Here is a 13,957-nt window from a genome sequence, read left to right on the forward strand (position 1 = left end):
TCAGGACAGCCCGGCCCGGACACCCGCCAGGATCTTTTCCATGGCATCCCCCGCACCCGCCTGGAGGACCAGGTCCGCGTCCATGTCGTAGGGGGTGGGCGCCATGTTGATGATGACGAGTTTTGCGCCGGCCTCCTTGGCATAGGCGGGCATGTAGGCCGCGGGGTAGACCACCAGGGAGGAGCCGATGACGATGAAGAGATCGCAGCTCCGGGCGTGCTCGGTGGCGTCCCGAAGGACCCGGGGAGGCAGCATCTCGCCGAAGAAAATCACGTCGGGCTTCAGGATGCCGCGGCACTTTTCGCAAACCGGAACATCGGAACCGCCCATGGACTGCCACAGGATCGACTCCAGGGCATAGCGCTCGCTGCAATCGAGGCACTTCACCCAGGCCATGTTGCCGTGAAGCTCGTAGACCCGTTCGGGGTTGTTTCCCGCCTTCTGGTGCAGGTTGTCCACGTTTTGCGTGATGACGGCCCGCAGCCGTCCCATCCGCTCCAGCTCCGCCACGGCCAGGTGCGCCCGGTTCGGCTCGGCGGCGGTGAAGAGGCCGCTCTCCAGGAGGAACCGCCACTGCTTCCGGCGGGTCTGCGGGCTGGAGAGGAATTTGTCGATGGTGAAGTCCTCGGGATCGAACTTCGTCCAGATCCCCCCGGGGCTCCGGAAGTCGGGGATCCCGGACTCGGTGCTCGCCCCGGCGCCGGTGAAGACGACGATATTGGACGACCGGGCGATCATCCCGGCCACGGCGTCGATCTGTTTCTCCAGGTTCGTCTCCGTCATGCTCGTTTCCCACCCTGTCTGGAAGTCGTTCCTCTGTATGGAGAAAGGCCGGCGATGTCAACGGGAAAGACGCCCACGAGGCGCCGCCACCGGGCCTGCGCGGCCGCCCCGGAGCTTTTTTTGTTTGTTTTTGCCCTGTGATTTGGTTAAGGATAATCGCTCCATTCGGGATTGGGGCTCTCCGGCAGAGGAAACCATGGCGAGACGCAGGATCAAGCGGTCGGCAAAGTCCGGCCTTCCCCCCGGAACGCTTGTGCACATCGGTGAGCGCCGCGTGGAGGAGCCGCGGATCACCCTGATCCGGTACGAGGGGGAGCATTTCGAGGAGCACTCCGTCACCGCCGGCCAGGTGGTCCTCCCGCCCCGGGATCAGGGAGGGGTTGCCTGGTACCACGTGGCGGGTCTGCACGATGTGAAGATCCTGGAGCGCCTGGGAGAGGTCTTCGGTCTCCATCCCCTGATCCTGGAGGACATCCTCAACACGGAGCAGCGCCCGAAGATCGACGACGGGGACGACTACATCTTCATCGTCCTGAAAGGCTTCATCAGCGCCGAGGAGCCCGGAGGGGACCTGGTTTCCGAGCAGATCAGCATCGTCCTGGGACCCAACTGGATCCTGTCCCTGCAGGAACGGGAGGGGAACCGTTTCAGCGCGCTCCGCGACCGGATCGCCGCCTGCCAGGGAAGGATCTGCCGCCACGGTCCCGATTACCTGGCCTACGCCCTCCTGGATCAGCTGGTGGACGGCTATTTCGCCATCCTGGAGCAGATGAGGGAGCGGATCGAGGAGGTGGAGGAAGCGGTCCTCGAGCGCCCCGTTCCGGCGACGCTGCACTCCCTTCTGCACCTGAAGCGGGAGGGGATGTTCCTCCGGAAATCCGTCTGGCCCCTGCGGGAGGTGCTGAGCCGCCTGGAGCGGCTGGAGTCGCCCCTGGTCCGTCCGTCCACGGGGATCTACCTGCGGGACGTGTACGATCACGTGATCCAGATCAACGACGCCATCGACAACGACCGGGACATGCTCTCGGGCATGCTCGACATCTACCTGTCGAGCGTCAACAACCGGATGAACGAGATCATGAAGGTGCTGGCCGTCATCGCCACCATCTTCATGCCCATGACGTTCCTGGCCGGCGTGTACGGCATGAACTTCAAGCATTTCCCCGAGATCGAGTGGGCCTGGGGCTACCCTTATCTCTTCTGGGGGCTGATTGTGGTGATGGGCCTGTCGATGTTCGTGTATTTCAGGAAGAAAAAGTGGATGTGAAAAAATAAAAAAACAGAATCGAGGAGGTATTTGCAATGGGAAGCCTGTTTGATGCCACGGATATCGTTCAGTTCGCCGTCCGGGTCGAGGAGAACGGGGCGAATTTCTACCGGTTCGCCGTCCAGCTCATGAAGGACGACGACGCGAAGAAGATTTTCGAAAGACTGGCCGAGGAGGAGCTGAAGCACGGGAAGACCTTTTCCCAGATCTTCGCCGCCATGGAAAAGACCCCTCCGCCGCCGGAATCGTTCGCGGGGGAATACGCGGCATACCTGAGAAGCTATGTGGACAACGCCGTCATCTTCCGGAAGGATCTTCTCGACAAGGAGATGGCCCTGGTGAAGGACACCGTCTCGGCGCTGGATTTCGGGATCCGCCGGGAGCTCGACTCCATCAACTACTACCACGAGATCAAAGAACTCCTGGGCCCCGGAAACTACGACGCGGTCGACAAAATTATCGCCGAGGAGCGGAAGCATTTCTGCATCCTGACGGACCTGAAGGCGAAGTTTTCGAAGTAAATCCGGCACGGATGCCCGGGGCGGTCCGTTCCGGGCATCCGTGTGAAGGAAAAAGGAAGGGGGAGAGATCGAACGCATGGCCACGATGAACCTGACGAAGGAAGGGGCCGTCTTCGTCCTTACGATGACGAACGGCGCGGAACAGAACACCATGACCCTGGACTGGACCGCCGAATTCCAGGCCGCCCTGGACGAGGTCGCGGCGGCCGAGGGAAACGCGGCCCTCCTGGTTACAAGCAACGACCCGAAGTTCTGGAGCAACGGGATCAACCTGCCCTGGCTCCTCGCCCAGCCCAAGGACTGCTTCCCGAAACTGGCGAAGCAGCTCGACGACCTGTTCGTGCGGATCGCCCTCCTGGACATGCCCACGGTGGCCTGCCTCGTGGGGCACACCTTCGCCGGGGCGGCCGTCATGTCCACCTGCTTCGACTTCCGCCTCATGCGGGAGGACCGGGGCTTTTTCTGCTTCTCCGAGGTGGACGTCCGGGTGCCCTTCACGCCCCTGATGCACGAGATGATTTCCACCCTCGCGGATTATCCCAGCCTCCGGGAGTTGATGCTGACGGGGAAGCGGATCGCCGGGCCCGAGGCGCTGGCCATGAAGGTCGCCTCGGCGATCTACCCGGGCGACGTCCTGCCGGCGAAGGCCATGGAACTTGCGGATTTCCTGTCCAAGAAGGACCGGGCGACCTACACCTCCATCAAGCGGGGCCTCCGGAAGGGGCTCATCGCCATGGTGGAGGCGCAGAAGAAATAGACACGGCCCCGGGGAGGGCACGGATGCTGCGGCAAAGGACGGGTGAGCGACATGACCGGCCGGACGAACGACGACCACGTTTTCTACCGGAGCCCCGCGAAGTTCTACCCCACGGTGGAGCGGGGCGAAGGTGTCTACCTCTGGGACACGGACGGGAAACGATACCTTGACGGCTCCGGGGGAGCCGTGGTGGCCTCCATCGGCCACGGCATCCGGGAGATCGCCGCGGCCGCGGCGTCCCAGATGGAGAAGGTCACCTTCACCCACGGCAGCCAGTTCACGAGCCGTCCCGCCGTGGAGTTGGCGGAGCGCCTGGTGCGGATGGCGCCTCCCGGACTGGAGCGGGTCTACTACTGCTCCATCGGCTCCGAGGCGGTGGAGACGGCCGTCAAGATGGCCCGGCAGTACCAGGTGGACCGGGGGAAGCCCTCGAAATACAAGGTCATCTCCCGCTGGACGAGCTTTCACGGGAATTCCCTGGGGGCCCTGTCCCTGGGAGGCCACACGGGACGGCGGAAGTATTACCTGCCCCTGTTCCCCCACACACCCCACATCCCGCCGGCCTACTGCTACCGATGCCCCTGGGGCCGGGAGCCCGCTTCGTGCTCCCTGGAATGCGCCGACGAGCTGGAGCGGGCCATCCTGTACGAGGGACCCGACGCCGTGTCGGCCTTCATCGCCGAGCCCGTCGTCGGGGCGACCGCGGGCTGCCTGGTGCCGCGGGACGGCTATTTCCAGAGGATCCGGGAGATCTGCGACCGCTACGACGTGCTCCTGATCGCCGACGAGGTCATGACCGGGGTCGGCCGGACGGGCAGGAACTTCGCCCTCGATCACTGGAACACCGTCCCGGACCTGATCGTCTGCGCCAAAGGGCTCTCGGCGGGCTACCATCCCGTCAACGTGGTCATCGCGAAGGGGGAGATCCACCGGGTCATCCGGGAGGCCACGGGGACCTTCGTCCACGGCCACACCTACAGCCAGAACCCCCTGGGATGCGCCGTCGCCCTGGCGGTCCTCGACTACATGGACGCCCACGGCCTGGTGAACCGGTCCGCCGTCCTGGGGGCGTATCTCCTGGAGAAGCTCCAGGTCCTCCGCCGGCACCCCATGGTCGGGGACATCCGCGGGCTGGGGCTCTTTGCCGGGGTGGAGCTGGTGAAGGACCGGGAGACGAAGGAGACCTTCGCCCCGGCGCAGAAGGTCAACGCCCTCGTCGGGAGCCGCGCCTTCGCGAAGGGCCTCATCACCTATCCCGGCGGAGGCGGCGCCGACGGCGTCCACGGCGACCACATCCTCCTGGCGCCGCCCTTCATCATCACGGAGGCCCAGATCGACAACCTGGTCGCCACGCTCGACGAGGCGATCGGGGAGGTGGCGGCGGAGCTCGGATAGCCGTCGGCTGCCCGGTTCAGGCCTTTCCGGCCGACGGTCCGTCCGCGGTCCTTGCATAGGCGATCTGCCGGCCTCGGCGGGCGTATGCGTCCGCCAGGATGTCCTCCCGGCTGCGGAAGATGTCCGTCTCCTCGATTCCCAGCCCAACCAGCATGCGCCGTTCCATCTCCGGATGCGGTTCAGCGGTTCCGTCCGCCAGGATGTGCAGCACCTCGACTCCGCGCTCCTGGAGGCGGCGCGCCACGAGGATGCCCCGGTGGCAGTCCAGCGGATCTTTCTCCGCGCACATCAGGGCGATGCGATACGCCTCGATTCCCTTCATGACGCGCTCAATCCCCTGCCGGAACGATTCATCCCGGGCCAGCCGTTCGAAGCAGACCCGTCCGTCAAGGTAATGGGACGGGTTTTCGCTCCGCGCCCCGAGCTCGCGGCCGAGGAAGGCGTACGCGACGCCCGCTTCCTGCAGTTTCCGCTGGATCTCGCTCTTGTTGAACCGGGGAACGTGGCGGCTGTAGGGCCGGGAGCGGACATCCGCCACGGCGTCGATGCGGTGCCGCTCCAGCAGGAGGAGAAATTCCTCCCAGGTGTGGTTCGAGTGGCCGACGGTGTAGACCTTCATGATCGACCGGCCCGCTGCGCCGGAGGAGCAAAGAGATGCCGTCCCATGTCAGGTCCTGTCCGGCCCCCCCGGCGCCGGGACGCCCGTTCCGAAGAGCTGCTCCACCCGGGCCAGCCGCCGGGACGCCTCCCGGGTCGGCTTCCCCGCCGCGGAGACGATCTTCCGGATGGCTTCGAGCGCCCTTGCCCGCAGGCGGGCATCCGGGGGCAGCATGGACGGGATCGCGGCCAGCGCCGCTTCGCGGTCCAGGAGCAGGCTGTAGAACTGCCGCCTCACCATGCGCTTGAATTCCTCCAGGGTGACGGCGTCATTGCGGGCGCGCATCATGCGCAGGGCCTTGAAGTGGCGCTCGTCCACCCCGAACCCCGCTTCCAGCGTGCCGATGTAGATCAGGCTGCGGACGGCCGCCTCGTGCAAGCCGCCCTCGGCGATGCGGGCCTTGAAGGCGGCGATGCGCCCCCGGATGAACTCGATCCGCTCCGGCTCCACGCCGGGCCGCCGGCGCGGGCCCGCGTCGGTCGCCCGCAGTCCCACCAGCGCCTGCAGCAGGGGGGAGCCGTACGTCCACAGGAAGACCTGTTCCACGCTCCTGTCCCTCCAGTCGCGCCAGCCGTCGAGGGCGGCGACGATTCCCTCCGAGACCGCCGACTGCACCTCCTGCAGCCAGTTGTCGGGCGGCAGGGGCCGGCGCTCCCCTCGGACTTCTTCGGCGAGCCGGGCGAGAGGCTTCATCAGCGGGTTCTTGTCGGAAAAGAGCTCGAAGGGAAGCACCGCGGGATTCGTCATGTGCAGCCACGAGGCGACGGCGTCGTTGGCGAAGGTCTGCACGAAGGGCTGCAGCGTCATGCGGTACAGGCCTAGATTGATTTCGGAGACCCGGCGGGCCGTTGCGAACCGGCGGTCGTTTTCCAGGCTCGGCCGGACGACGGCCCGGATGTCGTCCAGGGTGCGGGGCTCGAACCGCACGATCCACTCCCCGGGGACCAGGTCCGGGCTGGCGGCCTCGCCGGTCTTGGGGGTCATGACCGCCTCGAACAGCCCGGGCGGAAGGACGTCGATCAGGTCGATGTTGGAGGCGAATTCATCGTGCTCTTTCCGGGCCACCGAGCCGGACACGAAGATGCCGAGGTGGCCGATGCTCTCGTGGATCGCATAGACGATGGTCTGGTCGCAGGCGAAGAGGTCTTCGTCCTTCTCGTACAGGTCGACGATCCAGCCGAGGGCCTGCTGGGGGGGCGTGATGTTGTCTCCTTTCGAGCAGAAGCAGACGATGGGCGAGCGGATGTTGCGCAGGTCGACACGGATCCCGTCGCTGGTGGTGATCTCGGCGGTGGCGAGCCGGTTGCCGACGAACAGATGGTCGACGATCCACTGCATCTCCGCGGCGTTGAGGTTGACGTGGCCGCCCCAGTAGTTCTCGAACTCCAGGAAGCGGGCCGCCTCGGTATCCACCTTCGCCCAGACGTTGTAGTTCTTGGCCCACAGGGTGTTGGCCGGATTGAGGTTCTCGAAATTTTCCACCAGGTAGGCGCCGTCGAACTTGCCGTTGCCCAGGTCTCCGGTGAGGGCGGTGAGCCAGCTTCCCCCCAGCAGCCCGCCGCTGTAGCGCATGGGATTCTGCCCCTCCACGCCGGCCCAGTAGGAAAGCGGGGCGCCGGCGATGATGATCGGGCCGAACAGATCCGGTCGCAGTGCCGCCAGCATCATGACCGACCAGCCGGCCTGGCAGTTGCCGATCACGCAGGGCCGGCCCTCCGCGTCCGGGTGCAGCTCGATCACCTTTTCCAGGAAGACCGCTTTGGCCCGGATGATGTCCTCGATGGTCTGGTCGGGCATCGGTTCGGGCAGGAACCCGATGAAATAGCAGGGGTGTCCGGCGCGCAGGGCCACGCCGATCTCGCTGTCGGCTTTGAACCCGCCGATCCCCGGTCCGTGCCCGGCCCGCGGATCGACCACGACGAAGGGGCGCTTCAGCGGGTCGACGACGATCCCCGCGGGCGGCTTGATCCGCACCAGTCCATAGCTGGCGGGCCGCTCGAAGAACAGGCCGTTGAGCACCGGCTCGGCCTCGAAATGAAGAACGTGCGGCACAACCATCGCCTTGTGCCGGCGGTACTGGTTGCCCCGCTGCCGGAGCACGTCCCAGTACAGGATCGTGCGCTGCCAGGCATCCGCCCAGTAGTCGACGGCCTGCTGTACGAAACCGGGCACCGCCGGTGCGCCGAATTTGGATTCCTCTGGGGGTGTCACGGGCAAACCTCCTTGCTGTTCTGTCATTTCATGATCAGCAACTCGTCCCATTTGCAATAGAGAAAACGAAGGAAATCGTACTCGAAGGGATAGCCGCTCTCATAGTACCGGAACGGCACCCGGTGTCTTGTGTCGACGGCTTCCAGCGCGGATACGCCCGCGAGGATGACCTCTCCGTGGTTGACGTTCCCGAGGGGGTCGATGGCGTAGAGCGCGGCGTAACGGATGCCCGCGTCCACTGCGAGCCCTCCTGTTCCGCGCACCGTGCTGGGGCCCAGCACGGGCAGGATCAGGTAGGGACCGGCATTGACGTTCCAGCGGCCCAGGGTCTGGCCGAAGTCGCCGTGCTGCCGTTTCAGCCCCATCGGCGTGGCCGCATCGAACAGGCCGCCGACGCCGAGGGTGCTGTTGGCCAGGAAGCGGCCGAGCGTGATGACGAACTTTTTCCCCTGCAACTGGAAAACGCTGTTGTAGAGTGTCCGAAGTTCTCCTATATTACTGAAAACGTTGGAGATACCCTTCTGGGCAAGGGTGGGGACGATGAACTCGTAGCCCTTTACGACGGGAATCACGACGTATCGGTCGAGGCGGTAGTTGAAGTTGTACATGCCGCGGTTGAAGCGCTCCCAGGGATCCTTGATGACGGCGATGCCCTCGTCGTCGCTGAATTCCTCGATCGAGTGCATGGCCGGAACCTCGGGAAGCACCCCGGGAGCCGTCGTAGCGGCACATCCGGCCATGACGGAAACCAGGCACAGGACGATCAGGATCGGGCGGGCAAGACGAAAGAGAGACGGCATGCGGTACACCTCTACTGCTGAAAGAAGCCGACCAGGTCGGTCATGTTGTCCCGGTATTCAAGGTTTCCCATGTGCCCCCCGCGCGGATAGACCCGGGTCCGCTCTCCGAAGAGCACGCGCAGATAATCGATTTCGTCCTTCGAAAGGATGAAGTCGTCTTCGTTCGTCATCGCCCCGAACTTGGGGGATGCCTTCAGGTACGCCTCGATGCTCCTGAGGCCCAGGGAATCGATGTAGGCCGCCCGGTCGAGCCCCGGCCGCTTCCCGCGGAAGTGGGGGTAGACATACTCGTCGAAGAAGTTGAGAAAACTCAGGTGGACGGAGACCCGGAAATAGTCGCCGAGCGGGTCGGTGGCGCTGAGAGCACGGTTTTTCGGTACGACGTAGCCGCCGTTGGTCATGACATCGGAGGTGAAAATCATTCCGGCCAGGGAGATCCGGAAGGTGAGCCCGATGAGCGCCCCGCTTTCCTCGCGCGAGAAGAGGTGGGCCTGGTAGATCGCGTAGAGGAACTCGTTGTCGATGTCGACATAATCGCCCCTGCGGTAGAACTCGGTGAACCGGGCGAGCATCCGGTTGAAGAAGGTGCCGATCTTTCGCTGGCCGCCGGGGATCCGGTCCAGGAGACCCTCGATGCGGGTGACCGAGTGGTAGAGATTCACCGCCGGATTGACCAGGAGGACCCTGCGAAAGTTGAATGTGCGGCGCTCCTCGTCCAGCCTGGCCACGAAGGCCGCCTGGGTCCCTCCCAGGCTGTAACCGCAGAGGTGGAACTCGGACACCTCGACATCCGCCTTCACCCGGTCCCAGACGAGCTCCATGGCCCGGTGGAGATCTTCCGCATCCTCGGTCAGGTCGCCGGGAACGTGGCTTCGGGAGGCGTTGATGATGAAGTTCGGGTGGCTGGGGGACGGCAGGGTGATGACGTGGTAGCCTGCCTTGTAGAGGGCCGCCATCATCACCAGCGCTTTCTGCGACTGGTCATCGGCGCCGGTCCCGGCGATCAGGAAAACCAGGGGAGCCTTCCCGTCCTGGCAGGCCAGCGTACAGCGAAGTCCCTCGTCGTAGAAGAACACATCGGGTTTCCGGAGCGCGGGACGGATGTCGACGACAACCTGGCGAACCCGGATGCGCTCCGGAGGCGGCGCCTTGAGGGGATCGGGGGTCCCCAGGATCGTGGCCTCGTAGGCGCCCGGGATCGGGTATCCGTAGTCCTGGTCCGCCGCCGGTCCGGCAGCGGGCAGCAGCAGGAGACAGAGCATGCAAAGGGTGATGAAGCGCTTCATTCGACAGGACCTCGTTGCGTGACGGCCTCAGGCCGATAAGGAGTTGCCGGGCGAAATGCTCCGGGGGACGAATCAAGGAATGGTCCTTCTATACATGATCGGGGGCCGCGTGCAGAGGAAAAAATCGGGTCGAAAGAACATCTTGCCCAACGGCCGGGAGGATTGTATCCTCTGCCGCGATACGGGTAGTGTTTCAAGCCTCCACCCCTTCCCCTGGAAAGGAGAAAATCATGTTCCGGAGAAAAATCGCGCTTTCCGGCAATCGGATGCGGCATTGCCCCGGGAGGGCTCTCGCCGTTCTTCTCCTGCTGTTCCTGGCTGCCCCGGCAATCCCGGCCGGGGCCTCCGAGACGGTCCCGTCGAAGATCCGGGACGTCATGCTCTTCACGGATCAGGCCCTGGTCACCCGGGAGGCGTCAATCCGCGTCAAGCCGGGCCTCCACGAGCTGCTCCTGGACGTGGAGGCCTTCCAGGTGGACGGTGACTCCGTCACGGCCAGGGTCTTCGGGGACGGGGAGATCCTGGGCGTCCAGTTCCGGGAGGTACCCCTCCGGGAGGCGGCCCAGGAGAACATCAGGACCCTGGAGCAGAAGCTCAAGTCCCTGCGCAGGACGGAGCGGCGCCTGAACGACGACAGGGAGGTCCTCGCAAAGAAGGAGCAGTTTCTGAAATCCGTCGTCTCCTTCTCCGAGGGGCAGGTGCCCAAGGACATCAAGACGTCCTTCCCGAAAACGGAAGACCTGGACAAGACCGTCCGGTTCCTGGGTACGCAGTTTGATGCCGTCGCGCGGGACCGGCGGGCCCTGGACGAGAAGATCGAGGACGTCCGGAAGGACATTGCGGTCGCCGAAAAGGAGCTGCAGGCCTTGCGGAGACCCTCGGGAGAGGCGAAGAAGGTCATCGAGGTGACCTTCCGGGCCGCCCGGGAGCATCGCATCCGCGTCGAGGCGTCCTACCTCGTGCGGCAGGCCGCGTGGGGCGCCCTCTACCGGGCCTCCGTTCCCGCCTCCATGGACGGCGTGGACCTGTCCCTGTTTTCCCGGATCCGGCAGAAGACGGGAGAGGACTGGGACAAGGTGGCCCTCTCCCTCTCCAACGTGGTTCCCCTCAAGGGTGTCGACCTTCCCGAAGCCGCCCCCTGGATCCTCTCGATGCCGAGGCCCGCGCCCATGGCCTACCGGAAGGCCGAGCGCAACGGCATGAGCCGGGCCAAGGCCACCATGGCGGCGCCGGCCCCGATGGCGGAGGCCTTGGCCGGGGCCGTGGAAGACGAAGCCCCCGCCCGGGAGGCCGCCTTCGTCTCTGCCGCCCGGGAGGCGGGTGCGCTGTCCTTCGAGTACCGCATCCCCCAGGCGGTGAGCATCGAGTCGCGGGACAAGGAGACGATCCTGCCCCTGACGGCTAAGCGCCTCAAGGGGGATTTCTTCCTCTACACGGTGCCGAAGGTCAACAGCCTTGCCTTTCTCGTGTGCCGGACCGCCTCCGACGCGGAGCTCCTGAGCGGGCCGCTGAACGTCTATTTCAGCGGGCGCTACGTTGGCAAGACCACGCTTGCGGAAAAGCGGCCGGGCAGGGAGTTCTACCTGAACCTGGGGGCCGACCGGGAGGTGAAGGTCCAGCGGGTGAAGAGCCGGGACAGGCTGAAGGAGACCCTCTTCGGGATGGAGCGGAACACGGCCGTCCGCGAGCTTTCCTACACGCTGACGGTCGAGAACCTGAAGGACAAGCCCGTTACCGTCCGGATTCTCGACGCCGTGCCGGTCTCCCGGACCGACCGGATCCAGGTGAAGGACCTGAAGCTCGACCCCCAGCCGAAGGAAAAGGACGTCCAGGGCCAGGAGGGCGTCTACCTCTGGGAAGTCGCGCTGAAGCCGGGAGAAAAGCGGGATGTCGGCATCTCCTTCGAGGTGTCCTACCCCAAGGACACGCCGCCCGTCGGCCTGTAGGGGCCGTGGGGAGGGCGCCCATGGGAGCGGCCGGGCGGCGGCTGTCCCGGGAGCGGAAGACCCTGGAGGCCATGATCCGACTCCGGTGCCGGGACGTCCACAGGCCGGAGGGAGGCGGTCTCTGCGGGGAGTGCAGCGATCTTCTCCGGTACGCCGAGGGACGCCTCGCAAAGTGCCCCTTCGGGGAGGGGAAGCCCACCTGTGCCCGCTGCCCCGTCCATTGCTACCGGCCGGAGATGCGGGAACGGATCCGGGAGGTCATGCGCTACGCCGGGCCCCGGATGATCCGGGAGCATCCCTGGCTGGCCATGATGCACCTCCTGGACGGGCGCCGGAAAACGCCCGGGAGGCCGGGCAAAGGGCGAGGCAGCCCGGAGGGATGACTGTCGTCGGCTGCCGCCCCGAATCAAATCATTCAGGAGAGTTCACTTCATGGACAAGGTCATCATCACCGCCGCGATCACGGGCAGCCGCATGATGCGCGATGTCGCCCCCCACATCCCCATCACGCCGGAGGAGATCGCCACCTCCGCCGTCGAGGCCTGGCAGGTCGGGGCCTCCATCGTCCACCTCCACGTCCGGGACCCCGAGACGGGCCTCGGCTCCCAGGACCCGGACCTGTTCCGGCGCGTCGTGGAGCCCCTCCGGGAGAAGACGGACCTGATCCTGAGCCTCACCACCAGCGGCATTCCCGGGCGGAACCTGCCGACGGAGGAGCGCCTGGCCCCCCTGGCCCTGAAGCCGGAGCTGGCCTCTTTCGATGCCGGATCGATCAACCTCGGCGGTCGCGTCTTCGCCAACAGCCCGGAATTCCTGGACGAGGCCGCACGGATGATGCGGGAGGCAGGGGTGAAGCCGGAGATCGAGGTCTTCGACCTGGGGATGCTTATCACGGCCGTCCGGATGCGGGACGAGGGGAAGCTGGACGACCCGCTCCACTTCCAGTTCGTCCTGGGGACCCCCTGGGGGGCGCCGGCGACGCCCAAGTCTTTCCTCCACCTTCACGAGCACCTGCCCGCGGACGCCACCTGGTCGACCATCGGCATCGGCCGGGGCTCCCTGCCCATGGCCATGATGGCCCTCATCCTGGGCGGCCACATCCGGGTGGGCATGGAGGACAACATCTACGTGGACCGGGGGGTGCCGGCGAAGACGAACGCCGAGCTGGTGGAGCGGGTGGTCCGCATCTGCCGGGCCTACGGCCGGGACATCGCCACGCCCGCCGAGGCGAGAAAGATCCTGGGAATTTAGTCTCCTGCCGAAATTCGGATTCATTCTTTCAACGAGGCAAACCATTCGTTTCCACCGCATTGCCGCCCCCCCGGACGGCAATCCACGGTTCCAAGGACCGGCCTTTCCCATCACCCCGCCAAACCTGCGCCGACGGGGACAAAGCAGGGTGACCGGCGTCCACACGTGGTAAGCCTCGGTTTTTTTCCTTCTGTCCGGCTGATGTGCACCCGCTTAAGCCCCGTTTCATGTTCCCGCTTTTTTCTTATCGCTGATCCACTTTTCGGCCATGACCAAACGGCCTGGTAGAGGTCCATGCCTGTACCGATGGTCGAACGTTTCCCCTCGGCCACGGCGATGCGGGTCGGTGGAAGTAGAACATGCCGATTATTTTACGGATTACATGACCACGATAAAAACGACTTGACAGGCGAAGGGAGAAAACTTAATTTTCGAACCAAAAGTTAAGTTTTTCTGGAGCGACTCATGGCCAAGAATCTGGACAAGGAAAAAATCCTCGATGTGGTCCGCACGATGTCGGTGAAATACGGCTTCGACAAGCTGACCCTGGCGGACATCGTCCGCCCCCTCGGCGTCAAGAAAACGGCCCTCTATCATTACTTCCCCGGCGGAAAGTGGGAGATGATCGAGGCCATGCTGCACTCCGAGGAAGAGAAGATCATGCGGAAGATGGAGGAGGCCGTCGCCGGGGAATCCGATCCCCGTCAGAAGCTGCGGGCCATGGTTCTGTCGGTCCTCGAACACACCCGCGGCCTGAGGGAGATGCTGGACGTCCCCAGAGAGATGGCGGAGCAATTGGGCGTCATTTACGGCAACATCGAGCTGTCCTTCAACCGGAACATGATCGACACGCTCATTGCGATTCTCGAAGAAGGAAAAATTCTGAAAATATTCACGGACATCGATACGAGTCAGCTGGCCATGTCGATACACTTCATCATGCATCGCATCCATCCGCCCCTTGCCTATGAGGAGAGCTGGCCGGTGCTGAAGGAGCGGGTGGACGGGTTTCTGAACCTGCTCTTCTACGGGATCGTCCGCCCTGAATGCCGTCCGGTGCCCGAACGAGCATGAGTGGAACG

At 64.7% G+C, this 13,957-nt stretch carries 13 protein-coding genes; 8 read left to right on the forward strand and 5 right to left on the reverse strand.

Features of this window, described 5'->3' with window-relative positions; all coding sequences use genetic code 11:
* Entirely contained in the window at positions 1-783 is a 783-nt protein-coding gene (locus PLO63_01335; GenBank protein HOI72763.1) for an NAD-dependent deacylase, read from the reverse strand.
* Between the two features lie 196 nt (positions 784-979).
* Between PLO63_01335 and corA the strand changes: the two genes are divergently transcribed.
* The 4 genes from corA to PLO63_01355 all read left to right on the forward strand — a co-directional run bounded on the left by corA (position 980) and on the right by PLO63_01355 (position 4,723).
* Positions 980-2,050 (forward strand): magnesium/cobalt transporter CorA, encoded by a 1,071-nt coding sequence (corA, locus tag PLO63_01340; GenBank protein HOI72764.1) that lies wholly within the window; start codon positions 980-982, stop codon positions 2,048-2,050.
* Between the two features lie 35 nt (positions 2,051-2,085).
* Positions 2,086-2,571 carry a ferritin family protein gene (locus PLO63_01345; GenBank protein HOI72765.1) on the forward strand — a complete coding sequence of 162 codons (486 nt, stop codon included), beginning with the start codon at positions 2,086-2,088 and terminating at the stop codon, positions 2,569-2,571.
* 76 nt (positions 2,572-2,647) lie between these two features.
* Positions 2,648-3,328 (forward strand): enoyl-CoA hydratase/isomerase family protein, encoded by a 681-nt coding sequence (locus PLO63_01350; GenBank protein HOI72766.1) that lies wholly within the window; start codon positions 2,648-2,650, stop codon positions 3,326-3,328.
* 51 nt (positions 3,329-3,379) lie between these two features.
* Positions 3,380-4,723, forward strand: a complete 1,344-nt coding sequence (locus tag PLO63_01355; protein HOI72767.1) for an aspartate aminotransferase family protein — start codon at positions 3,380-3,382, stop codon at positions 4,721-4,723.
* Between the two features lie 16 nt (positions 4,724-4,739).
* On the opposite strand, the gene PLO63_01360 is transcribed toward PLO63_01355, so the two are convergent.
* Genes PLO63_01360 through PLO63_01375 form a run of 4 tightly spaced genes read right to left on the reverse strand, consistent with a single transcriptional unit; the run spans position 4,740 to position 9,678 of the window.
* Entirely contained in the window at positions 4,740-5,342 is a 603-nt protein-coding gene (locus PLO63_01360) for a DUF488 domain-containing protein (GenBank protein ID HOI72768.1), read from the reverse strand.
* 48 nt (positions 5,343-5,390) lie between these two features.
* A complete protein-coding gene (locus PLO63_01365; protein HOI72769.1) occupies positions 5,391-7,592 on the reverse strand; it encodes a DUF3141 domain-containing protein in 2,202 nt (733 codons plus the stop codon).
* Between the two features lie 23 nt (positions 7,593-7,615).
* Positions 7,616-8,392, reverse strand: a complete 777-nt coding sequence (locus PLO63_01370; protein HOI72770.1) for a VacJ family lipoprotein — start codon at positions 8,390-8,392, stop codon at positions 7,616-7,618.
* Between the two features lie 11 nt (positions 8,393-8,403).
* On the reverse strand, positions 8,404-9,678 hold the full coding sequence (locus PLO63_01375; GenBank protein ID HOI72771.1) for an alpha/beta fold hydrolase: 1,275 nt from the start codon (positions 9,676-9,678) through the stop codon (positions 8,404-8,406).
* 230 nt (positions 9,679-9,908) lie between these two features.
* Here PLO63_01375 and PLO63_01380 point away from each other — a divergent pair, with 230 nt between their 5' ends.
* The 4 genes from PLO63_01380 (at position 9,909) to PLO63_01395 (ending at position 13,949) form a co-directional block, all read left to right on the forward strand.
* A complete protein-coding gene (locus PLO63_01380) occupies positions 9,909-11,624 on the forward strand; it encodes a mucoidy inhibitor MuiA family protein (protein ID HOI72772.1) in 1,716 nt (571 codons plus the stop codon).
* Positions 11,625-11,644: 20 nt separating this feature from the next.
* On the forward strand, positions 11,645-12,007 hold the full coding sequence (locus PLO63_01385; protein HOI72773.1) for a nitrous oxide-stimulated promoter family protein: 363 nt from the start codon (positions 11,645-11,647) through the stop codon (positions 12,005-12,007).
* A gap of 49 nt (positions 12,008-12,056) precedes the next feature.
* Positions 12,057-12,875 carry a 3-keto-5-aminohexanoate cleavage protein gene (locus tag PLO63_01390; GenBank protein ID HOI72774.1) on the forward strand — a complete coding sequence of 273 codons (819 nt, stop codon included), beginning with the start codon at positions 12,057-12,059 and terminating at the stop codon, positions 12,873-12,875.
* A 465-nt stretch (positions 12,876-13,340) separates the two neighbouring features.
* Entirely contained in the window at positions 13,341-13,949 is a 609-nt protein-coding gene (locus tag PLO63_01395; protein HOI72775.1) for a TetR/AcrR family transcriptional regulator, read from the forward strand.
* Positions 13,950-13,957 lie beyond the last annotated feature (8 nt).

Source organism: Syntrophales bacterium (genome assembly GCA_035363115.1).
In the GTDB taxonomy this organism is placed as follows: Bacteria; Desulfobacterota; Syntrophia; order Syntrophales; family PHBD01; genus PHBD01.